Origin of the sequence: Halobacillus sp. Nhm2S1 (genome assembly GCF_019599545.1) — a bacterium.
Lineage (GTDB): Bacteria > Bacillota > Bacilli > Bacillales > Halobacillaceae > Halobacillus.
This window is the reverse complement of record NZ_JAIEZV010000002.1, coordinates 560,754-585,862: the sequence shown is the minus strand read 5'-3', so window position 1 is coordinate 585,862 and position 25,109 is coordinate 560,754. Positions and strand designations below refer to the sequence as shown.

Sequence of the window (25,109 nt, the reverse complement as noted above, 5' to 3'; positions counted from 1 at the left end):
ATGCAGCCTACTTTTACGTCGATTCGGGAAGCCCGCCGCTGGGCTTCTCTTTTTTTACAACAACATCAACGGGAACCGAGGGTGGCTGATTTATTACTGGAACACTTTTTGAATTGGACGCCCTCCCAACTTCTTGCTTTTGACAATGAACCGATGCCTGAGGAAATGAAAAGGGATTTCGTGCAATCTGTCCGGCAGCATGCGGCCACAGGGGTGCCTGTCCAGCATCTTACAGGAGTCGGTCACTTTTATGGACGGGAGTTTCAAGTCAATGAGAACGTACTGATTCCAAGGCCTGAAACTGAAGAGCTGGTCCTTGGCGTTATGGAATATGTCCGTGGTAAAAACTTGAATGCTCCTAAGATCGTCGACCTTGGAACAGGAAGTGGTGTCATAGCGATTACGCTTGCGGCTGAACTCCCGGGAAGTGATGTAAGAGGGGTGGATCTATCAGAAGAAGCCCTCAGGATAGCACAAAAGAATGCCACACAGCACGGGGCAGATGTTCAATTTTATCAAGGGGACTTTCTTGAACCGCTGGTTGAAGAGTCCTTTGATGTCATTGTTTCTAATCCTCCTTATATCGCTTACTCTGAAAAAGAACAAATGGCTGATACCGTGGTGGATTTTGATCCAGGGTTGGCTTTATTTGCGGAGGAAGAAGGATTGGCTGCCTATAAAACGATCCTCACTCAAGTCACACATATGAAACAAAAGCCGAAATGTATCGCTTTTGAAATCGGTCAGGAGCAGGGGGAATCGGTGACAGCGCTCTTCGATGCCCTCCTTCCCGAACTCTTTACAGAGGTGCGGCAGGATATTAACGGGAAGGATCGCATGGTCTTTGCCTTTTCCAGATGACTAAATGCAAGATTGATAGATTTATGGTTTAAACTCTATGCTTCCTGTCCATACTAGCGACTAGTAGAGGGACAGGGAGGAAATGAAAATGAAAAACAGTTGGCTCTTATTATTATCTTTATCTATTATTATTACGGTCCTCCCATGGGGACAACAATCGAAAGCGCAGCCTGAATTTCAAGTCATCCCGGATGAAGCCATCCGTCTTCGTATATTAGCGGATAGTAATGATCAAGCAGATCAAAAAGTCAAACGTATGGTTAGAGACGAGGTCAATGCTGAAATCACCGAATGGGTAGCTGAATTGACTTCGATTGAAGCAGCGAGGGAATTGATTCAGAGCCGTCTGCCAGAGCTTCAAGAGATTGTAGGAGAGACTTTGGAAAGGGAAGGGATCGAACAGGATTTCACCGTTGATTATGATTCCACTGTCCAATTCCCTACAAAGTTGTATGGTTCTTTTATCTATCCAGCTGGAGAATATGAAGCCATTCTCATCACATTGGGAGAAGGAAAAGGTGATAATTGGTGGTGTGTCTTGTTTCCGCCTCTATGTTTCCTTGATTTCTCAAATGGGACGAGTGTAGCAGAAGCGGAAGAAGTGACGGAAGAGGAAGTAGAGAAAGAAGAGGAAGAAGAAGTACAATTCTTTGTCGTAAAAATATGGGAAAGCATCTTTTCCTAGCATACAATCCACATCCCTTTTCATAGAGTGAAACAAAGGGGTGTGGATTCTATTATGTATATCGAACAAGTAGAAGATGAATTGTATCAATTGAAAAAAGCCGACCAGCCGATTGGATCGTTTCGGCTGACCCAATTATCCAAGGGAGCAGGAAAGCTTGAACAGCTTCAAGTGAAAGATCATATTTCTCCAGGTAGGATTTTAGAAGTGTTCGAAGTGATACAGACTTATGTGGAAAAAGTGGGGTTAAAAGAACTGCATGTGGAAAGTCATTCAGACACGCTTGACTTTCTTTTGCAACATCAACAGTTCAAAAAAAGGGATGTCGAAAAAAGATTGTGGATCTATGAAGTTAATCACAGTTAATTGTGTATAAGTAGCTTATTTATTCACAAAGAGGGTATTATTTGTTAACAACTTGTGAATAAAAATTTTTACCTTTCAAATTTACTAACGGATTCTTTGGATATGTGGGTAATATTGTGGATAACTTGAGGACATCTTGTGAATAATGTCTAAATTTGCGATATTTTGTAGAATTAATCATAATAGACAATAACATAAGATACGGAATAAAGGAGTACGTACGATGAGGATGGAAACGAAATGGTGGAAACAAAATAAAAACTCAAGTGATCTCGATGCTCAAATCCAAGAAGCCGCGGCTCTTTTGAGGGAAAATCAGGTAATCGCTTTTCCGACAGAGACGGTCTACGGTTTAGGTGCAGATGCAACGGAAGAAGCGGCAGTACAGCGAATTTTCGAAGCTAAAGGGCGACCAGCAGATAATCCTTTGATTGTGCATGTGGCAGATCAGGATCAAGTGAGTCAACTCATTTCAGAAATTCCCCCTGTGGCAAAGAAGCTGATGGACGAATTCTGGCCTGGACCGTTGACGCTCGTTCTTAAGAGTAATGGGACAGCCGCAGAAAATGTGACGGCGGGCTTATCCACAATTGGCATTCGAATGCCGGATCATCCACTTGCTTTAACCTTGCTTCGTAAAACTGGAAGACCATTAGCGGCACCGAGTGCCAACCGATCAGGTCGACCAAGCCCGACAACGGCCGATCACGTCTATCAAGATTTGGATGGGAGAATTGCCGGCATCCTGGATGGAGGTCCTACTGGGATCGGAGTAGAGTCGACTGTCGTCGACTGCACGACTGAAATCCCTATCATTTTAAGGCCTGGAGGAGTAACAAAGGAAGATTTAGAAAAGTATCTCCCAAAAGTCATGATGGATCCCGCTCTGGCTGATGAAAAACAGAAGCCAAAATCACCAGGGATGAAGTACACACACTATGCACCTGAATCCCCGCTCTGGCTGGTGGATGGCACGGACGATTTCTTTGTTGAACAGCTTCATCAATTAAAGGAAGATGGAAACAGAGTCGGAGTCATTGCAAGTGATGAATTAGCAGAAAAACTTGACCATCTTCCTCTTATAAGATGTGGTTCAAGGTTTCAGCTTGATCAAGTAGCAGAAAAACTTTATGGAGCTTTAAGAGAATTCAAGAAGTCGGATGTAGACTTGATTCTATGTGAAACTTTTTCTGAAAAAGGTGTTGGAGCGGCGATTATGAACCGATTGAATAAAGCCGCAGTCAAAAGAGTCCAGACCTTCTGACATACGCTCCTCCTCTCATGCATACGATGATATAGCATGTCCGGGGAGGGGAAGTTTCAGTTGGAGCATATGACATCACTAATCTTGTTATCGATTGCTTTAGGTCTGGATGCATTCTCTGTGTCTTTAGGGATGGGGTTACAAGCAGTAAGGTTAAGGCACGCTTTCTTCACTGGGATTGTCATCGGAGTCTTTCATATGGTCATGCCAGGATTGGGAATCTTACTTGGTAAATGGCTGTCTGATAGTGCGGCTGAATGGGCTGAGTTGTCAGGAGGAGTTATGCTGTTCGGCCTGGGTGCTTATGCAGTTTTTGCTTCGTTCACAGAAAAGCACTCGGTTTCCTATCGAATGACGGGGATCGGAATGTGGTTATTCGCATTAAGTGTAAGCATTGACAGCTTTCCGGTTGGATTCAGTTTAGGCTTAAGGGAAGCAGAAATGTTTATATCCGTCTTTTCCTTTGGTGTATTCAGTATGGCGCTGACGTGGACAGGCTTCATTATTGGCCGTAGAGCGGGAGGTTTACTTGGGACTTACAGTGAACTTCTTGGAGGAAGCATTTTATGTGCTTTAGGTTTGAATGCCATTTTCTAACAAGTTTTTCGTCTAATCTATACCTATGGTACTATAGAGAAAATGGACTATCGATGAGGGGAAGATTGGCTATGAATATATTGTTTGTCTGTACTGGAAATACATGCCGAAGCCCGATGGCTGAAGCGTTGCTCAAATCGAAGCTAGAAGAAGGAAATGTTCAATCCGCTGGTATTTTCGCAGGAAAAGGAGAACCTCTGGCAAAGAATTCGGAACTCGTTCTTAGGGAAATCGATTTAGTTCTGAACCATCAAACAAAGCCTATTGACCAAGATTTGCTTGAATGGGCGGACCTTGTACTCACTATGACAGACCGCCATAAACAAACCCTCGCACTCCAATACCCGGACGATCAAGAAAAATATTACACGCTTAAGGAATATGTCCTCGTAGATGAAAGTCAATGGCAGCATCTAAAGAACCTTTATGCAGCCTTTGAAGAGAAACGTTTGTCGATCATTAATGAATATAAAGGCAAAATCGACGATCAAGAAATCGAGCAAAAATTATATGATGAACTTGAGGACGAAATCAAAGAAATCGAACAGACGGAAAAAGAACTGCCGGACTTGAATATCATAGATCCTTTCGGTGGGAACATCACCATCTACCGGAATACCCGTGATGAGCTTAATCACTACATTGAACGTCTCGTAGAGAAGCTTCGCGACGAGGAATAAACCGGTTTCTTAAAGCGGATCATCCTCGTCGCCCACTGTTTTTATGACATCATTCATACATACCTGAAAACCCAGAAGTCTCTCTGGGTTTTTTATCTTTTTAATAATCTTCCCGCGTTTCCGGATATCCTTCAGTAATAACAAAATCTATTCTTTCACGACTCACCTCATACATATAAAATTAGATAGATGGAAGGAGTCGGATGGAGAGCATTGACAGGGGGAAGTGAAACTGTCACGATAAGATTGAAATTAGAAGACGGGAGTGTCTATAGATGAAAGTGATCCTTGCCTCCGACCATGGCGGAGTGAACTTACGGAAAGAAGTAGCAGACGTTTTGAATGAACTTGAAGTAGAATTCGAAGACATCGGGTGTGATTGCGAAGATTCCGTCGATTATCCAGACTACGCAATCCCAGCAGCAGAACGTGTAGCAAACGGAGAATTTGATAAAGCGATCCTCATCTGTGGAACTGGAATTGGGATGTCGATCTCGGCTAATAAAGTGAAAGGAATTCGTGCTGCATTGGTGCATGACCTCTTCACTGCTAAAGTCACACGTGAACATAACGACTCGAACATTCTATGTATGGGCGAACGTGTCATTGGGCCAGGTTTAGCACGCGAAATCGCGAGAATATGGGTTTCTACAGACTTTGAAGCAGGTCGGCACGAAAGACGTGTGAGTAAGATTGCCGAATATGAAAATAAGTAATACAATGGGATATAGAAAAGCTGAAGCTTTTTAATAGCTGATGCTGACAATTGAAGGAGGAGCCTGATGCTTCTCCTTTTTTTGTAAAAACAAGCCGCGTATAGGGTGTATTCCCCTATTTGTGCTCACATATAGAGGAGGTAGAATGGTGACGGATATGGAGAAGATTCAAACGGATGTCCGATCTGTTGTTGATCAACTTATGGATACAGGCAGCCTTCAATCGGGTGTTTTTGTCATTGGTTGTTCCACAAGTGAAATTGCAGGGGAAAGAATCGGTACTTCAGGAAGTGAAGCCATTGCTGAAGTGGTTTATAGTGAACTGCAAAATCTCTCGGAGCGCTCCGGCGTCCATCTCGTATTCCAATGCTGTGAACATTTGAATCGTTCATTAGTTGTCGATCGTTCCGTGATGGAAGAGCAAGGTTTGACAGAAGTCTCTGCTATTCCTGTTCCGACTGCGGGTGGATCGATGGCCTCCTTCGCTTATAAGCATATGAAAGATCCGGTGCTTGTGGAGAGGATAGAAGCCAAAGGTGGACTGGATATCGGGGACACACTCATTGGTATGCATTTAAAGCGTGTAGCTGTTCCGCTCCGTATATCTCAAAAAAACATCGGCCACGCCCACATTACGGCAGCGAAAACCCGACCTCCTCTCATTGGTGGGGCACGTGCGGTTTATGTAAGTCAAGAAGAAGCAGGTTCTTGTGATCATTAGGAATGGAAAGGGGAAGCTAGACCATGAATCATGTAAAATCAGCAGATGCAGAAATTTTTGCAGCCGTCCAAGATGAAAGACAACGCCAACAGGATAATATTGAATTGATTGCTTCAGAAAACTTCGTTTCAGAAGCAGTGATGGAAACGATGGGTTCTGTGCTTACGAATAAATATGCGGAAGGCTATCCGGGCCGTCGTTACTACGGAGGTTGTGAACACGTAGACGTTGTTGAAAACTTAGCCCGTGACCGTGCGAAAGAACTGTTTGGTGCCGATCATGCAAATGTTCAGCCGCACTCAGGTGCACAAGCAAATATGGCCGTTTATTTCACCGTGCTTGAGCATGGAGATACAGTACTCGGTATGAATTTGAATCACGGCGGTCACTTGACCCATGGCAGCCCCGTCAACTTCAGTGGTAAGTTGTACAATTTTGAAGAGTATGGTGTGGACGAGAAAGATGAAACGATCGATTATGAAGCTGTGCTTCAAAAAGCCAAAGAAGTACAACCTAAACTAATCGTTGCAGGGGCCAGCGCTTACCCGAGAGAAATTGATTTTGCTAGATTCCGTGAAATCGCTGATGAGGTCGGAGCTTATCTTATGGTCGACATGGCTCATATCGCAGGGCTGGTTGCTACAGGTCTACACCCGAATCCTGTACCTCACGCTCATTTTGTTACGACAACGACCCATAAAACATTGCGTGGCCCTCGTGGTGGAATGATTCTTTGTGAAGAATCATTCGCTAAGAAGATCGACAAGACGGTTTTCCCGGGAATGCAAGGTGGTCCTTTAATGCACATCATTGCAGCTAAAGCCGTTTCCTTTAAGGAAGCCCTACAACCAGAATTTAAAGCATATTCCCGACAAATCATCGCCAATGCGAAGCAGCTAGGCGAATCCCTTGTTGAAAAAGGGGTAGATCTAGTTTCTGGTGGCACAGACAACCACTTACTCTTACTTGACTTACGCAGCAAAGGCTTGACCGGCAAAGTAGTAGAAAAAGCTTTAGACGAAATCGGTATTACGACAAATAAAAACGCCATCCCGTTTGATCCTGAAAGCCCGTTTGTCACAAGCGGAATCCGTATCGGTACAGCGGCTGTTACGAGCCGTGGCTTTAAGGAAGCGGAAATGGAGGAAATTGCAGATCTGATCGCCTTCACCCTGGACCATCATGAAGATGAAGCGAAAATGAAAGAAGCGGAAAAACGTGTACGTGAATTAACGTCCCGCTTCCCGTTATATCAGACACTCAACTTCTCTTCCATTTAATAAATGGATCCAACAAGAGCCACTAGATCAATCTAGTGGCTCTTACTGAAGGATTTGGCAGTATTGTGAAAGAGTGGTTTTGAGATGTTTTCGGGGTTCGTTGCTTGATTTGTGCCTTAGGGGTGGTTGGGAAGTTACTCGCTTCCCCGCAGTCCCTAAACTCACACGAACATCTCGAAACATAGTCTTCAACAAACTTGAGCGAATCTGTAACAATTCGTAATCGAATCATAGGTTGCGGAGAGGTTTCTTTTTCTGTACAATTTAAAGGATGTAAATTTTCAGAAGGAGTGAATGGCAATGGCAAACGTTTATGTACTGGATCACCCATTGATTCAACATAAGTTGACGTACATACGTAAAAAAGAGACAGGGACGAAAGACTTCCGTGAATTAGTAGATGAAGTAGCAGCACTTATGGCCTTTGAGATCACCCGAGATCTTCCATTGGAAGAAGTGTCTATCGATACACCAGTCGTACAAGATGCGAGGGCAAAAGTACTGACAGGTAAAAAGATCGGACTTGTTCCTATTCTGAGAGCCGGGCTTGGTATGGTAGATGGAATTATCCAATTGATTCCAGCTGCTAAAATTGGGCACGTCGGACTTTATCGCGATCCAGAAACACTGCAGCCCGTCGAATATTATGTGAAGCTTCCTAGTGATATTGAAGAACGTGAACTGATTGTCATCGATCCGATGCTTGCGACAGGCGGATCAGCCAATGAAGCAATCCACTCCTTGAAGAAACGTGGAGCACGACAAATTCGTTTGATGTGTCTAGTAGCTGCCCCTGAAGGTGTAGAAGCTGTACAGAAAGAACACCCTGATGTGGACATTTATCTTGCCGCTCTTGATGAGAAATTGAACGAAAAAGGATATATCGTACCAGGTTTAGGAGATGCAGGAGACCGCTTGTACGGAACCAAATAAAACCACTTCCTCATTAAAGGAGGAGCACTCATGACAGAACGCATTAAAGTAATGACGATATTTGGGACAAGACCGGAAGCTATAAAAATGGCACCGCTCGTTCTTGAATTAAAAAAACGTACGGAACAGTTTGAGCCAATTGTTGCAGTAACCGCCCAACACAGAGAGATGTTAGATCAAGTGTTGAACATCTTTGATATCGAACCTGATTTTGACCTGGATATCATGAAAGCCCGTCAGTCACTTGCTCAAGTGACGACACGTGCTTTGGAAGGTTTAGATGAAGTGATGAAGGAAACGAAACCTGATGTTGTGCTTGTCCATGGGGATACAACAACAACATTTGCCGCTTCCTTGGCTGCTTACTATAACCAAATTCCTGTCGGGCATGTGGAAGCTGGACTACGTACCTGGAATAAGTACTCACCGTTCCCTGAAGAAATGAATCGCCAGTTGACCGGTGTTATGGCGGACCTTCATTTTGCACCGACGAATAAATCAAGAGACAATCTTCTTGCTGAAAATAAGTCGGAAGACAATATCTTTGTTACCGGGAATACAGCTATTGATGCTTTACAGACGACGGTAGCGGAAGACTATGCGTCTGAAGTGCTTGATGAAGTAGGGGATAAACGCCTTGTGCTGATGACGGCCCACCGTCGTGAGAACCTTGGGAACAATATGAAGCAGATGTTCCGTGCCATCAAGCGTCTTGTGCAGGAACATAATGACATACAAGTGGTCTACCCGGTTCATTTAAATCCGGTGGTTAAAGAAACAGCGGACGAAATCTTAGGGAATGACGATCGAATCAAGCTGATCGAACCGCTTGATGTTATCGACTTTCACAATTTCGCTTCAAGAGCACACCTCATTTTGACTGATTCAGGCGGCGTGCAGGAAGAAGCACCTTCACTGGGTGTTCCTGTCCTTGTCCTTCGTGACACGACAGAACGTCCAGAGGGAATTGAGGCCGGTACATTGAAGCTTGCAGGAACAGAAGAGGATCACATCTTCCATCTCGCTCATGAATTGTTATCGGATGACGAAAAACATGAAGCGATGGCTAAAGCCTCCAACCCGTATGGCGATGGGCAAGCTTCTGCCCGCATTGCGGAGGCGATTCGTTATTTCTTTAAACATCGTGAAGACAAACCAGCACCATTTGAAATTGAATAAGAATTTCTCTAAAGGACGAGGTCACCAAGACCCCGTCCTTTTGCTTTATCGCCCATCCACTCACTAAATGTCTAGAAACTGGGTCTTCCACCATCCTGCCATTTTGTTTAAGATCCTTTGAGGCTTTCGCATAAACGTGTAGCTATAACAAATGCTATGGAAAAAGGAGCACAAACTTATGCGATATGGGATTATCTTTTTCACATGCCTATTTTTATTGACCGGATTCAGTGCTCCTGAACCGAACGATGAAGTTACCATCATTGTCGAACTGGACGAATTACCCGAGCGTTTCCTGAAAGAAGTAGAGCGAAGGCTTCCAAGACTTGAAGTGGTGACAAGTTACGACACGATTTTTTATGGAGTAGCGATTAGAGGGACGGCAGAAGAACTGGAAAAAGTGGCAAGGATGGAATTTGTGAAAAACCAGCATCCCGTTCACATCTATGAAGCGCTAGAAGTGGAAAAGGGTCCGCTTTTTTCTACAGAAGTCATTAGAAACCATATGCGCCATCCGCAAACAGGCAAAGGCGTTAAGGTGGGGATTATAGATACAGGGATTGACTACACCCACCCGGATTTAAAAGAGAATTTCAAGGGTGGTTATGACACGGTTGATTTTGACGACGATCCCATGGAAACCGTAGAGGAAGGGGCGACGATTCACGGCACGCATGTCGCAGGTGTTGTAGGGGCAAATGGAGAGATGAAAGGAATAGCACCAGATGTTGATCTTTATGCCTACCGGGCTTTAGGGCCTGGGGGAGTAGGGTCGTCTGTACAAGTGATTGCAGCCATAGAGGAAGCGGTTAAGGACGGAATGGATGTCATCAACCTTTCTTTGGGGAACGACGTAAACGGGCCGGATTGGCCAACCACCCATGCGGTCAATAAAGCTGTGGAGTTAGGTACAGTAGTTGTGGTAGCGGCGGGCAATTCTGGACCGAATGGCTGGACGATTGGCTCACCGGCTACTTCTTCGGATGCCATCACGGTAGGAGCTTCTGCTTTATCTATGAAGGCCCCTGTTCTAAAAGTCCCAGGTGAAAGGGAGAGGGTTTTGATTCAAACAATGTCTGGATCTGTTCCATGGGATTTATCCAAAAAATATCCCGTCATTTATGCAGGAACGGGGGAGGCTGAGTATGGTGATGTACGTGGGAAGATCGTCTTGTTTGAAAGAGGAGGTATCCCTTTTAGTCACAAGGCTTTAAAGGCCTACCAAAAAGGTGCGGTTGCTGTGCTCATATTCAATAATGAAGAAGGGAATTTCCAGGGGGGGTTAGATGGAGTGAAGCTGCCGATCCCTGTAGCCTCTCTTTCGAATGAAGCCGGAAATTGGTTGAAGGAAAAAGTCATACAACATAATCAATGGGTCGAGACAATAAATGTTTCTTTAGGAGACCAGGTTGCTCCCTTCAGTTCGAGAGGGGCAGTCACAACGAATTGGGAAATTAAACCGGATATTCTGGCTCCCGGGGTTAATGTATATAGTACAGTTCCAGGTGGATATCAATCGTTACAAGGCACAAGTATGGCTGCTCCTCATGTGGCCGGAATGGCCGCCTTAATAAAAGAGGCCCATCCGGATTGGACACCTGCAGAAATCAAACAGGCGCTCACAAGTACAGCGGATTTAATACGGACAGAAAAACAGCCTTTTCCACCCACAGAGCAAGGGGCTGGTTATGTAGACCTCAATGAAGCTATGGAACCTGAATTGCTTATTGAGCAAGGCTCCCTCTCATTTGGGAAAATTGAAGATCGGATTTATAGAAAGCAATTGCCTTTAACGCTAAGAAACTTGAAAGATGAACCTGTCACCATTTCAATTGAAAAGCCGGTAATGGAAAGTGGAGTTTCCTGGACTGTGCCAATGTCGACAACGATCGAGCCAGGAAAAGCGAAAGAATTGTCAGTGGAACTCCGTGTATCTGCTGCTTTTTTAGATGAGGGGGTTCATGAGGGCTTCCTTAAAGTTCAAGAGGGAGAAAATGCATACAGCGTCCCGTATGTGTATGTGAAAGAAACTTCAAGTTATGAAGTTGTTTCAGGGTTTGAACTGGAGACTTCCTGGCAAAGCGATCGGCAGGCTTCCTATCGGTTCCACTTGGCGGAAGATGTGGATGAATTGAGAGTCGATTTATATCGGGCAGGTACGATGCTGACTGCAGGTACCCTATTAGAAATAAAAGATTTGCAGTCCGGGCTGATGGAAGGTGAATTGAATATCGATGACCTCAACTTAGAAGGAAGTTATCTCGCCATCGTCACTGTTGAGACGGATAAAAAAGAATCGATCTACCCGTTTCCTATTTATATAGAAGGAAGACGTTAAAAAACGCTGTGCCTGAAAGCGCAGCGTTTTTTTAATGAGAGAAGAAATTCTATGTGAAAAGGGTGATTGAAATAGATAATATCTGTATTGTGTCCCATATATTAGGATGTTGTGTAAATTCGACGTAAATGTGACGAAAATGTGATCGAATTTTGTCTGTCATTTGTACTTTTACTCACAAACTCATTGACATCATACCACCCCTATTGTATTCTTAAATAGTGTGGAATGATAAGGTTTTCATAGGTGACATACAAGGTTTTCAGCCACTAGAAAATTGTGGAGGAAGAACGGATGAAACAGACCGAACCACCTTTCAAAGCAATGGCTTTAACCAGCATGATCACATCCCAACTCGCAGGCGGTCCTTTAGCCGGCGTTTTCCTCGGGAAATGGATCGATGGTCACTATTCCACGGAACCCATTTTCTTAATCATAGGATTACTCCTCGGGTTAGGTGCAGGTACATATGGGACCATTCATTTAGTACGAACGTACACGGGAGACGATTGACATGCAAGGATATCAACAGATGATGACCCGTCAGCGAAAATGGATGTTCTACCTTCTGGCTTTATTTGTACTTGGTTGGGGCATCACCCCTTGGCAACCGATTTTCCTCGGACTTCTGTTAGGAAGTGCATTGAGTTTCTACAACCTCTGGCTCATGCAAAGAAAGATCCGCAAGCTTGGCGAAGCTTCCGCAGATAACCGCTCCGTAAGAGGAATTGGTACGTTTACGCGATTGGCTTCCGGCGCATTAGCCGTAGTCATTGCCCTTCAGTTTGAAGAATATTTCCATTTGATTTCAGTAGTTTTGGGCTTAATGGCAGCCTATATTGTCATTTTAATAGATTATCTGTTCAATAAATCAACAGTTTAGCATGATGGAAGGTAGGTGAACAGTTTGAATCACGAAGCACCGATGTGGGAGGATGCGTTTGGAATTTCTTGGTTGGATTTCAACTTATCAAACGTTCTGATGATGTTTGTCGCGTCATTGATCGTATTCATCCTCGGCGTAGCGGCGACAAGAAACATGCAGCGATATCCGACAGGTTTTCAAAATTTCATGGAATGGCTGATCGATTTCATTAAAGGAATTATCGGTTCCAACATGGATTGGAGAACAGGTAGGCTCTTTTTACCGCTGGGACTGACATTATTCGCCTACATTTTCGTAGCGAACATGCTCGGGGTTGTCACCAACGGTGTGGTTGGACACACACTATGGTGGAAGTCACCGACAGCTGATCCCGGAATCACATTGACACTCGCGACACTGGTTGTTGTGTTGTCTCATTATTATGGTGTGAAATTACGGGGCGGTAGGGAATATGCAAAAGGATTTGTACGTCCATTGCCATTCTTGCTACCATTCAAGATTATTGAAGAGTTCTCAAATACGTTGACTCTTGGTCTGCGTCTATACGGGAACATTTACGCAGGTGAAATCCTATTGAGCTTACTCGTTGGACTTGCAGCGACTGGCGTAGGAGGGTTTATCGGAGCGACCGTTCCGATGATTGCATGGATGGGCTTTAGTACTTTCATAGGTTTTATCCAGGCATTTATTTTTGTTATGTTAACGATGGTTTACTTGTCTCACAAGGTGAGCGAAGACCATTAATATAAAGCATTATAATAATTTTTTTAAAAATATTGAGGAGGATTTTCATTATGGGTCTTTTAGCAGCTGCAATTGCAGTAGGTTTAGCAGCACTAGGTGCTGGTATTGGTAACGGTTTGATTGTTAGTCGTACAGTAGAAGGGATTGCGCGTCAACCAGAATTGCGCAGTGCACTTCAAACAACAATGTTCATCGGTGTTGCCCTAGTAGAGGCGATTCCTATCATCGGCGTTGTTATTGCATTCATCGTAATGGGACAATAATTAGGACGAGCATATACGCTTTTGGCGAAGTTCAACTCCATCGATCTTCGCCTTTCCTTTATACCTTACGAAAACTTTATACCCGAAAGTCACGGTAAGAAAACTTCGACGGAAGCTGTATTTACAGCGGAAGCCGGGTTTTTCGCTTGTCTAGCCCTAGCAACATTGAAGGGCTACGGAATTAATGAAGTGTAAACCTGTTACGAGATGGTGTGGAGAGGAGTGAAAACTGTGCAAGGATTCACAGAGAGTCTGGTCCTCGGAGCTGGAGGACTTAACATAGGTGACATGATCATTCAGCTTGTTTTCTTCCTTGGTCTACTTGCTCTTTTAGGTAAGTTCGCATGGGGACCATTGATGAACATGATGAAAGAACGTGAAGATTACGTAGCAAATGAAATCAACACGGCCGAAAAAAGTCGTGAAGAAGCGCAACGCATGCAGCGTGAAGCTTCTGAAGAGTTGAAAGCGACACGCCAGGATGCACAGAATATCATTGAGGATGCTCGTAAAACAGCAGGCCAGCAAGAAAGAGATATTCTTGAGTCAGCACGTGCTGAAGCTGACCGCATCAAGGAATCTGCTCGTCAGGAAATCGAGCAGGAGAAAGAAAAAGCTGTTCAAGCCCTTAAAGATCAAGTGGCAAGCATGTCTGTCATGATTGCATCGAAAGTAATTGAAAAAGAACTTTCCCAAAAGGATCAAGAGGCGCTGATCAACCAATATATCGATGAGGCAGGCGAAGAGCGATGAGTCAAACTATCATTGCTAAACGCTATGCAGACGCACTTTTTCAACTTGGAAAAGAAAAGTCGAAACTAGAACAATTTGAATCCGAATTGATAACTCTACGTGATGTTTTTCGCGGCAACAAGGAAATCATCTCATTCCTGAATCACCCACGGTTCTCCATGGATCAGAAGAAAAAGTTGGTCGGCGATTCTTTTCAGTCTTTTTCTGCTGAAATCGTCAATACTTTAAAACTGTTAGTGGAAAGGCATCGTGAGGATATCATAATTGATATGATCGGATTTTATGTTGAAATGATGAACGATGCGAAAGGCATTGCAGATGCGGATGTTTACTCTGTAAGGGAACTTTCTGAAGCTGAAAAACAACGTATTTCAGAAACATTTGCACCAAAAGTAGGTAAACAATCCTTGAACCTTACGAATATCGTAGACCCTTCCATCCTTGGCGGCCTTCGCCTGAGAGTCGGTAATCGCATATTTGATGGTTCTGTCAGTGGAAAACTTCGCCGCATAGAGCGCAAGTTAGTTTCTGCGAACAATAGATGATAGGGGTGAAATGGCATGAGCATCAAAGCTGAAGAAATCAGTGCGCTGATTAAGCAGCAAATTGAAAACTATGAATCAGATATAGAAGTCAATGATGTGGGAACCGTAATCGAAGTTGGTGACGGTATTGCCCGTGCTCATGGTCTTGATAATGTCATGGCTGGTGAGCTCGTTGAATTCTCTAATGGTGTCATGGGATTGGCACAAAACTTGGAAGAAAGTAACGTTGGTCTTGTCATTCTAGGACCATATACAGATATTAAAGAAGGCGACGAAGTACGTCGTACAGGCCGAATCATGCAAGTACCTGTCGGGGAAGAAATGCTTGGTCGTGTCGTAAACCCACTCGGACAACCGGTCGATGGACGCGGACCGATTGAAACGACAAAAACACGCCCAATCGAATCTCCGGCACCAGGAGTTATGGATCGTAAATCCGTTGATGAGCCACTTCAAACAGGTATCAAAGCCATCGATGCTCTTGTACCGATCGGACGTGGTCAACGTGAGTTGATCATCGGTGACCGTCAGACAGGTAAAACATCTGTCGCAATCGATGCGATCCTGAACCAGCATGACCAGGATATGGTATGTATCTATGTAGCGATCGGTCAAAAAGAATCAACTGTTCGTGGAACAGTAGAAACTCTACGTCGTCACGGTGCGCTTGATTATACGATCGTAGTAACGGCAAGTGCTTCTCAGCCTGCTCCACTACTATACCTTGCACCATATGCAGGTGTATCCATGGGTGAGGACTTCATGTACAACGGCAAGCACGTATTAGTCGTTTATGATGACCTTTCTAAACAGGCGGCTGCCTACCGTGAACTTTCTCTACTTTTACGTCGTCCTCCAGGCCGTGAAGCTTTCCCAGGTGACGTATTCTACCTACACTCTCGTTTGCTAGAGCGTGCAGCGAAACTTAGTGATGCGAAAGGCGGAGGTTCCCTGACTGCACTTCCTTTCGTAGAAACACAAGCAGGAGATATCTCTGCATATATTCCGACAAACGTAATTTCCATTACCGATGGTCAGATATTCTTGCAGTCTGATTTATTCTTCTCCGGTGTACGTCCAGCGATCAACGCAGGTCTTTCTGTATCCCGTGTTGGTGGTTCCGCACAAATCAAAGCGATGAAGAAGGTCGCCGGTACGCTTAGACTTGACTTGGCTTCCTATCGTGAATTGGAGGCATTCGCTCAGTTCGGTTCTGATCTGGATAAATCCACTCAGGCCAAATTGAACCGTGGTGCTCGTACGGTTGAAATCTTGAAACAAGGTCTTCACCAACCACTAGCCGTTGAGAAACAAGTCATGATCATTTACGCACTGACAAAAGGATTCTTAGATGAAATTCCAGTCGCAGATATCACTCGCTTCGAATCTGAATTCCATAACTGGTTGGATAACAACCGCAAAGAGCTTCTGGCTCAAATCCGTGAGACAGGTAAGCTTGCAGACGATGAAGATATGAGTGGTGCTGTGAAAGAATTCAAGAAAACGTTTGTCGTTTCTGAATAAATGAATCATAGCTAGAAAGGGTGGTGAAACAGCGTGGCATCCCTTAGAGATATTAAAGGTCGGATTACGTCAACAAAAAAGACGAAACAAATCACGAAAGCAATGCAGATGGTATCTGCCTCCAAGCTTAACCGTGCCGAGCAGAATGCAAAGAAATTTGTTCCTTACAGCGAGAAGATCCAGGAGGTTGTGGCAAGTATCGCCCAAGGTGGTGGAGATGCGAGTCACCCGATGCTCGAGGCCCGTGATGTCAAAAAGACAGGGTATCTTGTCATCACTTCTGACCGTGGACTTGCGGGAGCATTTAACAGCAGCGTTCTTCGTAAGGTGTACCAGCAGATCAGAAGCAACCATACGTCAGCGGAAGAATACACCCTGATTACCATCGGACGTATCGGGCGTGACTTTTTCCGTAAACGAAATATGCCTGTCGATATGGATATCACGGGAATATCGGATCAACCAGATTTCTCTGATATCAAAGATATCGCTTCCGATACCGTACAGCTGTACACAGATGAGAGAATAGATCAGCTTTATATCTATTACAACCATTATGTCAGTGCCATCACTCAAGAAGTGACAGAGAAGAAAATTCTTCCACTGACAGACTTGAATAAAGAGGGCAAAGCGAGTCAAAGTTCGTATGAGTATGAGCCGAACCAAGAAGAGATTTTGGAAGTCTTGCTTCCTCAATACGCTGAGAGCTTGATATATGGCGCTTTACTCGATAGTAAGGCCAGTGAGCATGCAGCACGTATGACGGCAATGAAGAGTGCGACAGATAATGCTGATGATTTGATCGGAGATCTTACTCTTTCTTACAACCGTGCCCGTCAGGCTGCTATTACCCAGGAGATTACCGAAATTGTCGGCGGTGCAGCTGCCCTTGAATAGGATCTCTCGGATTTTTGAACAGTAAGTTAGGAGGGAAATCGATGAGTAATGGACGCGTGACCCAAATCATGGGACCCGTTGTTGACGTAACGTTCGATGATGGACATCTCCCTGATCTTAATAACGCATTGCACGTAAGTTACGAAGCGAAAAACGAAAACGAAAAGAGCGTCGACCTTACATTGGAAGTTGCCCTTCACTTGGGTGACAATACCGTTCGTACCGTTGCCATGTCATCTACGGATGGTGTCATGCGTGGTACTGCAGTTACGGACACAGGTAGCCCGATTTCTGTACCTGTAGGAGAAGTAACGCTTGGACGTGTATTTAACGTAGAAGGCGACACAATCGACCTTGATGAGCCAATCGGTGATGTCCGTCGTGACCCAATTCACCGTGAAGCTCCTAAATTTGAAAACCTGGCTACAGAAACTGAAATTCTTGAAACAGGAATTAAAGTTGTAGACCTTCTAGCCCCTTATGTAAAAGGTGGTAAGATCGGTTTGTTCGGTGGTGCCGGAGTAGGTAAAACCGTACTGATCCAGGAATTGATCAACAACATCGCCCAAGAACACGGAGGTATTTCCGTATTCGCAGGTGTTGGTGAACGTACACGTGAAGGAAACGACCTTTACTATGAAATGACTGACTCCGGAGTTATCAAGAAGACAGCCATGGTATTCGGACAGATGAACGAGCCGCCTGGTGCACGTATGCGTGTGGCCCTATCTGGACTAACGATGGCCGAATACTTCCGTGATGAAGAAGGACAGGACGTTCTATTCTTTATCGATAACATCTTCCGATTCACTCAAGGTGGTCTTGAAGTTTCTGCCCTACTTGGACGTATGCCATCAGCCGTTGGTTATCAGCCGACACTTGCTACAGAGATGGGTCAGCTTCAAGAGCGAATCACATCGACAGACAAAGGATCCGTTACTTCCATCCAGGCCATTTATGTACCTGCCGATGACTACACGGACCCGGCGCCAGCGACAACTTTCGCTCACTTGGATGCAACCACAAACCTTGAGCGTAAGCTATCTGAACAAGGGATCTACCCAGCCGTGGACCCGCTTGCTTCCACATCTCGCGCTCTAGACCCTGAAATTGTAGGCGATGAGCACTATGAAATCGCCCGCGAGGTTCAGCGTACGCTTCAACGCTACAAAGAGCTACAGGATATCATCGCGATTCTAGGTATGGATGAGCTTTCTGATGAGGATAAATTGACAGTATCCCGTGCACGTCGCGTACAATTCTTCCTTTCTCAGAACTTCCACGTTGCTGAACAGTTCACTGGCCAGCCTGGTTCTTATGTGCCTGTTTCAGAAACAGTTAAAGGCTTCAAGGAAATCCTTGACGGCAAATATGACGATATTCCGGAAGATGCGTTCCGTCTTGTTGGACGAATCGAAGAAGTCGTCGAAAAATCAAAACAAATGCAATAAACAGGTCTGATGGATAGAGGGACTTGAATAAAGTTCCTCTACCTCTTCATGATCAGCCAAGGAGGAATACGAATGAGCACACTGACGGTGAGTGTAGTCACTCCTGATGGCCCGGTGTTGGAAGATGCATTTGAAATGGTAAGCTGTAAGGCGGAAAGCGGTGAACTTGGAATCCTTCCAGGCCACATCCCGATGGTCGCTCCTTTGACGATCAGTGCTGTTCGTCTTAAAGGGGAAGGCAGATCAGATCGTATCGCTGTAAGCGGTGGTTTCTTGGAAGTTCGTCCAGACAAAGTCACGATTCTTGCTCAATCTGCTGAAAAACCAGCGGATATTGATATCGATCGTGCCCGTATGGCCAAAGAACGTGCCGAACGTCGCCTTCAGGACAAACAAGCCGACATTGATTTCCAACGGGCTGAAATGGCACTCAAGCGTGCCTTGAATCGCTTGAATGTTTATGAGAACAACTTTTAAACTGCTTTCTTTATGAGAGCAGTTTTTTTGTGAAAAATACCAGCTTTTTTCGTCAGCGAATTTTGGATAGTCTCGTCTAAAAGATGTGAAATATCTATTATTGCCCGGGAAATGGAGTGGAATATTCCCTCTTTTGTCAATTTATCTTGAACAATTGATGGATAGATGAGGAATCTCGACATACCTCAGGGAAGGAGCAGCACCTATGGAACAATACTTTGCGGAAGAAGCAATTCTTAGCATGACATCGCATTTGATTTTTATTATTATTACCTGGAGGGTATTACAGTCCATCAACTTTGATGCATTCTTCAGGAAAAACAAAGTTTTTGAAGCAAGAGCATTGCTCATAATAATAACCATCGCTTTAGGTACAACGGTGAGCAATTTCTTTCTTGATTTTATTAAATGGTCTAACAGCCTCATTTATCTATTTTAAAGACAGATGACAAATGTCTAAAGTTGTTAGGAAATGTATCGTATGAATGTCCTCTTCTCAGGTCAAACTTATAGTAAGAAAATGCTTGGGGAGGCATTCAAAATGAAAAGTGTTTTGGCTGGAATAATTGCTCTATTTATTATAGGAACAGGTGCTTATCCACAGGAAATGACAGAGGCTCAAGAAACTCTCATGGAGTTTTCGTCGTTTGCTGCGGATAAGCAGCTTGAAGTGAGTGGCTGGACGATCACGTTGAAAGAGAAGGTGTCTAGAGAAAAGGCAGACCAATTGAAGAAGGATCTCCTGAATGTTTGGTCTAAATCTGTCATTACGGAAGAGAAAACGTTGAATGCCGTAAAATACACCGTCAAAAACAGTCATAAAAACGAACAAATCATCGAAAGATTTAGCATGATTGTTCCAAAAAATGCTTGGAGCGATGTGGAAGTGGTTTATACCACAGAAGGACAGGGAACACCTTCATTAACAAACATTAATCAAACAAACATGAATGAAATATCTCGTCGATTTTTCTCAGAAAATGTCACTAATTTCTCTTGTATTAAGACCAAATTTAGTGGTATTATTGATGATGTTTTAGTGTATAAAAAATTCAAACAAGCTTTCGACATAGCAACGATAGATGAAATCGACGAAAACGGTTGGACGAGCAGGACCGGCTACACCAAAAAGTGGGATCAGGCCATTGATGCTGGGGATCGAATAATGAACGTACAATTCGCGACCCGAACTTTGGGCGGGGAGACAAACATCACGATTGGCACACCCATAATAACTGCTGAATATTAATAATAGTGAATATGGACGCGGAGGAGAATGAACCTTGGAAAAAATCATCGTCCGTGGTGGGAGGCAGCTGAATGGTACCGTGAAAGCAGAAGGTGCCAAGAATGCCGTACTGCCTGTCATCGCAGCAAGTATTATTGCAAGTGAAGGAAAAAGCGTACTGCACGAAGTACCCGCTTTAGCTGATGTATATACGATCAATGAAGTGATCCGACATATGAATGCAGATGTAAATATGGTGGGGAACACAGTCACGGTAGATGCTTCTAATGAATTGGAAACAGAAGCACCAATTGAATATGTAAGGAAAATGCGCGCCTCTGTTCTTGTATTGGGACCACTTTTGGCCCGGTATGGCCATGCTAAGGTTGCTATGCCAGGAGGATGTGCGATCGGTTCACGGCCAATTGATCAGCACTTGAAAGGCTTCGAGGCAATGGGAGCTGAAGTAACCGTTGGAAACGGCTACGTTGAAGCTGAAGTAAACGGCCGCTTAAAAGGTGCGAAAATTTACTTCGATGTTCCTAGTGTTGGTGCAACGGAAAACGTCATGATGGCTGCAGCTCTTGCAGAGGGAAGGACGATTCTTGAAAATTGTGCGAAAGAACCGGAAATTGTCGACCTTGCAAACTATTTGAATAAAATGGGCGCAAACATCGTTGGTGCAGGAACAGAAACCATTCGCATCGAAGGTGTAGAGAAACTTGTTGGTACGACTCATACCATTATCCCCGACCGTATCGAAGCAGGTACATTCATGGTAGCTGCAGCGATTACCGGAGGGAATGTTCTCGTACAAGGTGCGATGCATGAACACCTACGCCCCCTTGTTTCAAAAATGGAAGAGATGGGCGTCATTATCCATGAAGAAGAGAGTGGCCTTCGTGTTATTGGTCCAGATATTCTTCAAGCTACAGACATTAAAACGATGCCACACCCCGGCTTCCCAACAGACATGCAATCTCAAATGATGGCTCTTATGCTGAATGCAGCAGGTACGAGTGTCATTACAGAGACGGTATTTGAAAATCGCTTTATGCATGTCGAAGAATTCCGTCGTATGAACGCGAATTTGAAAATCGAGGGTCGTAGTGTCATTGTAGAAGGACCATCTTCCTTACAAGGTGCAGAAGTTGCCGCAACCGACTTGAGAGCCGGAGCTGCATTAATTCTAGCTGGATTAGTGGCTGACGGATATACAAGGGTGACGGAGCTTAAGCATCTGGATCGTGGATATGTGGATTTTGCTGAGAAATTAGCTGCCCTAGGCGCTGATATTGAGCGTGTCAGAGAAGAAGAAGTATATTCAGAAGATCACGAACCAAGCGAATCAGTATCGACATTATAATATATACATCTTTATGGCTTGCCTGTTTCAATATTTTTGAAATAGGTAAGCTTTTTTAGTTCTATCATCTTCTATTTCTGGATACATTTTTAGTAGAGGGATTTACTATGTAACCAGGAGGATGCGGATGAAAAAAAACAATGGAATTGGAATACTTGCTGTATGTGGTTTATTCACAATAATACTAATCCTACCAACGATGATCGTCGTCCCATTTACGAATTCCGGGGGTACGGAAGAAGTGAAGGAAACCCCGCAAACTGAAGAAGTAGCGAGCGTAGAGGAATCTCCGTTTGCTGTCAAAGTATTACGTAGCACGACAAAAGAGGTCGAAGAAGTTCCTTTAGAAAGTTATGTGGCTCGAGTTGTTGCTTCTGAAATGCCTGTAAATTTCGAAATGGAGGCACTCAAAGCCCAGGCCCTTGCTGCAAGGACGTACATTACCCGTCACCTAGTTCAAGGTGAAAAAGTTTCGGCAGAAGCAGATGTTACAGATACGGTCAGCCATCAAGTGTATAAAGATGAGAATCAACTACGAAGTCAATGGAAAGACAGATATGAAGAAAACATGGGAAAAATCACAGAAGCAGTCAAGGCAACAAAAGGTGAAATCATTACGTATGAACAACAGCCGATCACAGCAGCTTTCTTTTCAACGAGCAACGGCTACACAGAAAACGCAGGAGATTATTGGGAGCATGATATTCCATACCTTCAAAGTGTAGAAAGTCCATGGGACCAGGAATCACCCAAATTCGCCGATCAAAAAATAATCACCGTTGCAGAGCTTGAGCAGACCTTGGGAGTAAGCATAGGGGCAGGAATCCAACAGTCAACAATGACGAAGACAGAAGGAAACCGGGTGGATGAAGTTCATTTCGGTGATCATACATTCTCTGGAAGAGAAATTCGTGAAAAAATCGGGCTGCCATCCAGCGATTTCAGTATTAAGCAAAAAGGGGACCATGTCATCTTCACAACGAAGGGCTACGGTCATGGGGTAGGAATGAGTCAGTACGGGGCCAATGGCATGGCAAAATCAGGGAAGGATTACAAAGAAATTATCCATCACTATTATCAAGATACTGAAATTGCACCATTAAGCACACAAACGGCTTCCTTAACCATTGAAAAAGAAGACACCGTAAACTAAAGAGCTGCCCAGAGCAGCTCTTTTTCGTTGCTCAAATTTATTGTCTTCAACAATATGGCAGGATACTTGAAGACTTAGTTTGTAGACTTTTATTGAGTGGGTGGGGCTGCGGGGAACAGCTCGCTTTCCGCGGGGCCCCACACGAAGTGGGGTCGTTCGATGTTGGCCCAGGAGATGCCGAATTTAATCGAACTTCCTCTATTCTTTTGAGCCTCCTCGGACTGCGTCCTGTGGGGTCTCACCCTGCACTTTTTCCCTCTATGATATCCGGTTCCGGCGCCTAGTGGCTATTGAGACTTCCCTCGCTTCTGTACGATAAGTCAACATCGAATCACTCCGTTCTTCGTGTTTCTTTTATCTCCGCCAGCTCAGTCCAGTCCACACGCCGCTGATCGAGGCGCCTGCACACTTAAATTAGGAGTCTCGCCATTCCCCTCCGCCCCTTTACCATGGAAGATTCTCGAAACTGAGCATTCCACAATAGGGAATGATTCTTGAACAAGCACTCTATGAATTATAAATTTTTTTCTGTAAATGTATATAATCCCAAAGAAGTGTTCAGAATGGTTTTTGAGGTGATGAACATGAAAGAAGAAGGTAAGAAAAGCGTGACTAAATTAAAGTTCAAACGCTTGATGCGCAAGAAGTGGTTGTACCCAGCATTGTATTTGTCAGTGGCTGCATTAGTACTTGTCGGAGTGTTCTGGTATCAGCAGGGAGCCAGTGATTTGGAAGACCAAATCGCAGAGCAACCAGATTCCAAAGTCCAGGATGAGTTTTTGACGGCAGATAATGAGAAAGATACTGTACCAGTCATGGAACATCAGGAAAACTTGGAAATGCCTGTAGCTGATGAAAAGGCAGCATCCATTGTCACTAAATTCTATGATTACAACGCTTCCGAGCAAGATCAAGAAAGTGCACTGGTCCTATACAACAATAAGTACTACCAAAGTGAAGGCGTAGACATTACTAGAGAAGATGGAGAAGCTTTCGAAGTGACAGCAGCTTTGTCAGGAACAGTTACAGAAGTTAAAGAAGATCCGCTATACGGCAATGTTATTGAAATCACACACGATGAAAACATTTCAACTGTGTATGCTAGTTTAGAAGATGTCGATGTATTAGCAGGATCCGATGTAGCCCAAGGTGAAGTTCTTGGTTCTGCAGGTAAGAACTCCTTCGGACAAGCGAGTGGTGTCCACGTACACTTTGAAGTACGCAGTGATGGACAGCCTGTCAACCCTGAAGAATTCTTCGGTCAGCCAATGAGTAAAATCATTGAGAATGCTGGACAAGAAGCTCAGGAAGAAGACGCTCCAGCTGAAGAGCCACAAGAAGATGGCGAAGAGCCTTCTGAAGGTACAGAGCAGTCTTCTGATGATGCCGAACAACCTTCTGACGATGCAGAGCAGTCTACAGAGGAAGAATTGAATACGGATGAAGATCCAGCTGGTTCTGAAGATGAAGAGCAAACACCAGATGAAGATAGTGCCTCTTCCATCTCTACCACACAGACTTAAAAAATGAGGGTTCTGCCCTCATTTTTTTATTTGGTTAAAAGGCAGGTGTTTGTTAGGGTTATGCGTTTAAGCATGTAGGGGGCTGTTTGTGTTACATAAGATGAAGGAATGGTTTTCAGTTACGTGTATCGAGCATAAAATTACAAGAAATCACATCGGCCCTTGCATCATCTGGCATATCTTAGAACTTTTATTAATACAATGAGGATAACCGAGCACTCGGTAACATCCAGGGTGATCCAGCATGATTTAACTTCCAGAGTAAACACCCACACATAATAGAACCGCTTTCCTAAGAATCCCACCCCCTTGGATAGTCAATCACAGGAGGCGAGTGGAGTGCATGATTACATCAAAGAGAGGACCATCAAGATTGGAGAGCACATTGTTGAAACGAAAAAAACGGTAAGAGTCATTGCCAAAGAATTTGGAGTTTCTAAAAGTACGGTCCACAAAGACTTAACGGAAAGACTTCCGGAAGTGAATCCCGAACTTGCCAAGGAAGTGAAGAAGATCCTCGACCACCATAAAGAAATCCGCCACCTCAGAGGTGGAGAAGCAACCAGGAGAAAGTACAAAGCCCAATTGGTGGATGATCAACCTGTTCAACCTCTCGCATGAACACTGTTTTCCTCCCTTTGTCACAATTCCTCGATATTTGGTAACTTTTTTCATATCT

Annotated in this window: 29 protein-coding genes; all 29 read left to right on the top strand. The window is 44.3% G+C overall.

The genetic code is table 11. From position 1 onward, the window contains the following. The 29 genes from prmC to spoIIID all read left to right on the top strand — a co-directional run bounded on the left by prmC (nt 1) and on the right by spoIIID (nt 25,051). Nucleotides 1–861: a peptide chain release factor N(5)-glutamine methyltransferase gene (gene prmC, locus K2225_RS09290; RefSeq protein ID WP_220584910.1), complete on the top strand. Its 861-nt coding sequence runs from the start codon at nt 1–3 to the stop codon at nt 859–861. 88 nt (nt 862–949) lie between these two features. After that, a complete protein-coding gene (spoIIR, locus tag K2225_RS09285; RefSeq protein ID WP_220584482.1) occupies nt 950–1,546 on the top strand; it encodes a stage II sporulation protein R in 597 nt (198 codons plus the stop codon). Between the two features lie 54 nt (nt 1,547–1,600). After that, the gene (locus tag K2225_RS09280; RefSeq protein ID WP_220584481.1) at nt 1,601–1,912 is read left to right on the top strand and encodes a hypothetical protein; all 312 of its coding nucleotides are present in this window, start codon (nt 1,601–1,603) and stop codon (nt 1,910–1,912) included. A 229-nt stretch (nt 1,913–2,141) separates the two neighbouring features. Next, nucleotides 2,142–3,176 (top strand): L-threonylcarbamoyladenylate synthase, encoded by a 1,035-nt coding sequence (locus tag K2225_RS09275; protein ID WP_370632749.1) that lies wholly within the window; start codon nt 2,142–2,144, stop codon nt 3,174–3,176. A gap of 69 nt (nt 3,177–3,245) precedes the next feature. After that, a complete protein-coding gene (locus K2225_RS09270; protein WP_255574445.1) occupies nt 3,246–3,773 on the top strand; it encodes a manganese efflux pump MntP in 528 nt (175 codons plus the stop codon). Nucleotides 3,774–3,844: 71 nt separating this feature from the next. Next, entirely contained in the window at nt 3,845–4,453 is a 609-nt protein-coding gene (locus K2225_RS09265; protein ID WP_220584478.1) for a low molecular weight protein arginine phosphatase, read from the top strand. A 275-nt stretch (nt 4,454–4,728) separates the two neighbouring features. Next, a complete protein-coding gene (gene rpiB / locus K2225_RS09260) occupies nt 4,729–5,169 on the top strand; it encodes a ribose 5-phosphate isomerase B (RefSeq protein WP_220584477.1) in 441 nt (146 codons plus the stop codon). 157 nt (nt 5,170–5,326) lie between these two features. Beyond that, entirely contained in the window at nt 5,327–5,890 is a 564-nt protein-coding gene (locus K2225_RS09255) for a TIGR01440 family protein (protein WP_220584909.1), read from the top strand. A gap of 23 nt (nt 5,891–5,913) precedes the next feature. Beyond that, complete coding sequence (locus K2225_RS09250) at nt 5,914–7,170, top strand: serine hydroxymethyltransferase (protein WP_220584476.1); 1,257 nt, start codon at nt 5,914–5,916, stop codon at nt 7,168–7,170. A gap of 300 nt (nt 7,171–7,470) precedes the next feature. Beyond that, the gene (upp, locus tag K2225_RS09245) at nt 7,471–8,103 is read left to right on the top strand and encodes a uracil phosphoribosyltransferase (RefSeq protein ID WP_220584475.1); all 633 of its coding nucleotides are present in this window, start codon (nt 7,471–7,473) and stop codon (nt 8,101–8,103) included. A gap of 30 nt (nt 8,104–8,133) precedes the next feature. Beyond that, complete coding sequence (wecB, locus tag K2225_RS09240) at nt 8,134–9,282, top strand: non-hydrolyzing UDP-N-acetylglucosamine 2-epimerase (RefSeq protein WP_220584474.1); 1,149 nt, start codon at nt 8,134–8,136, stop codon at nt 9,280–9,282. Nucleotides 9,283–9,460: 178 nt separating this feature from the next. Beyond that, entirely contained in the window at nt 9,461–11,620 is a 2,160-nt protein-coding gene (locus K2225_RS09235; protein ID WP_220584473.1) for a S8 family serine peptidase, read from the top strand. Nucleotides 11,621–11,914: 294 nt separating this feature from the next. Continuing rightward, nucleotides 11,915–12,133, top strand: a complete 219-nt coding sequence (locus tag K2225_RS09230) for an AtpZ/AtpI family protein (RefSeq protein ID WP_089652065.1) — start codon at nt 11,915–11,917, stop codon at nt 12,131–12,133. A 1-nt stretch (nt 12,134) separates the two neighbouring features. Next, a complete protein-coding gene (locus K2225_RS09225; RefSeq protein WP_146817601.1) occupies nt 12,135–12,503 on the top strand; it encodes an ATP synthase subunit I in 369 nt (122 codons plus the stop codon). A gap of 24 nt (nt 12,504–12,527) precedes the next feature. After that, the gene (atpB, locus tag K2225_RS09220) at nt 12,528–13,250 is read left to right on the top strand and encodes a F0F1 ATP synthase subunit A (protein ID WP_089652063.1); all 723 of its coding nucleotides are present in this window, start codon (nt 12,528–12,530) and stop codon (nt 13,248–13,250) included. Nucleotides 13,251–13,300: 50 nt separating this feature from the next. After that, a complete protein-coding gene (atpE, locus tag K2225_RS09215; RefSeq protein ID WP_014644824.1) occupies nt 13,301–13,513 on the top strand; it encodes a F0F1 ATP synthase subunit C in 213 nt (70 codons plus the stop codon). 21 nt (nt 13,514–13,534) lie between these two features. Next, nucleotides 13,535–13,708, top strand: coding sequence for a hypothetical protein (locus K2225_RS09210; RefSeq protein ID WP_220584472.1), 174 nt, complete (start codon nt 13,535–13,537; stop codon nt 13,706–13,708). A 36-nt stretch (nt 13,709–13,744) separates the two neighbouring features. Continuing rightward, nucleotides 13,745–14,266 carry a F0F1 ATP synthase subunit B gene (gene atpF, locus K2225_RS09205; protein ID WP_220584471.1) on the top strand — a complete coding sequence of 174 codons (522 nt, stop codon included), beginning with the start codon at nt 13,745–13,747 and terminating at the stop codon, nt 14,264–14,266. Further along, the gene (locus K2225_RS09200; protein ID WP_220584470.1) at nt 14,263–14,811 is read left to right on the top strand and encodes a F0F1 ATP synthase subunit delta; all 549 of its coding nucleotides are present in this window, start codon (nt 14,263–14,265) and stop codon (nt 14,809–14,811) included. The genes atpF and K2225_RS09200 overlap by 4 nt, the downstream gene beginning before the upstream one ends. 15 nt (nt 14,812–14,826) lie before the next feature. Next, entirely contained in the window at nt 14,827–16,335 is a 1,509-nt protein-coding gene (gene atpA, locus K2225_RS09195; protein WP_146817597.1) for a F0F1 ATP synthase subunit alpha, read from the top strand. A 33-nt stretch (nt 16,336–16,368) separates the two neighbouring features. Continuing rightward, the gene (locus K2225_RS09190) at nt 16,369–17,232 is read left to right on the top strand and encodes a F0F1 ATP synthase subunit gamma (protein WP_220584469.1); all 864 of its coding nucleotides are present in this window, start codon (nt 16,369–16,371) and stop codon (nt 17,230–17,232) included. 41 nt (nt 17,233–17,273) lie between these two features. Beyond that, the gene (gene atpD / locus K2225_RS09185) at nt 17,274–18,683 is read left to right on the top strand and encodes a F0F1 ATP synthase subunit beta (protein ID WP_146817593.1); all 1,410 of its coding nucleotides are present in this window, start codon (nt 17,274–17,276) and stop codon (nt 18,681–18,683) included. A 72-nt stretch (nt 18,684–18,755) separates the two neighbouring features. Continuing rightward, complete coding sequence (locus K2225_RS09180; protein ID WP_146817591.1) at nt 18,756–19,160, top strand: F0F1 ATP synthase subunit epsilon; 405 nt, start codon at nt 18,756–18,758, stop codon at nt 19,158–19,160. 205 nt (nt 19,161–19,365) lie between these two features. Continuing rightward, nucleotides 19,366–19,599 carry a DUF1146 family protein gene (locus tag K2225_RS09175; RefSeq protein WP_220584468.1) on the top strand — a complete coding sequence of 78 codons (234 nt, stop codon included), beginning with the start codon at nt 19,366–19,368 and terminating at the stop codon, nt 19,597–19,599. 102 nt (nt 19,600–19,701) lie between these two features. Next, a complete protein-coding gene (locus K2225_RS09170; protein WP_220584467.1) occupies nt 19,702–20,409 on the top strand; it encodes a YwmB family TATA-box binding protein in 708 nt (235 codons plus the stop codon). Nucleotides 20,410–20,443: 34 nt separating this feature from the next. After that, complete coding sequence (gene murA / locus K2225_RS09165) at nt 20,444–21,754, top strand: UDP-N-acetylglucosamine 1-carboxyvinyltransferase (protein ID WP_220584466.1); 1,311 nt, start codon at nt 20,444–20,446, stop codon at nt 21,752–21,754. A 127-nt stretch (nt 21,755–21,881) separates the two neighbouring features. Continuing rightward, entirely contained in the window at nt 21,882–22,907 is a 1,026-nt protein-coding gene (gene spoIID, locus K2225_RS09160; protein ID WP_220584465.1) for a stage II sporulation protein D, read from the top strand. A 584-nt stretch (nt 22,908–23,491) separates the two neighbouring features. Then, on the top strand, nt 23,492–24,430 hold the full coding sequence (gene spoIIQ, locus K2225_RS09155) for a stage II sporulation protein SpoIIQ (protein ID WP_220584464.1): 939 nt from the start codon (nt 23,492–23,494) through the stop codon (nt 24,428–24,430). A 339-nt stretch (nt 24,431–24,769) separates the two neighbouring features. Continuing rightward, nucleotides 24,770–25,051, top strand: coding sequence for a sporulation transcriptional regulator SpoIIID (gene spoIIID, locus K2225_RS09150; protein ID WP_220584463.1), 282 nt, complete (start codon nt 24,770–24,772; stop codon nt 25,049–25,051). Nucleotides 25,052–25,109: the final 58 nt, after the last annotated feature.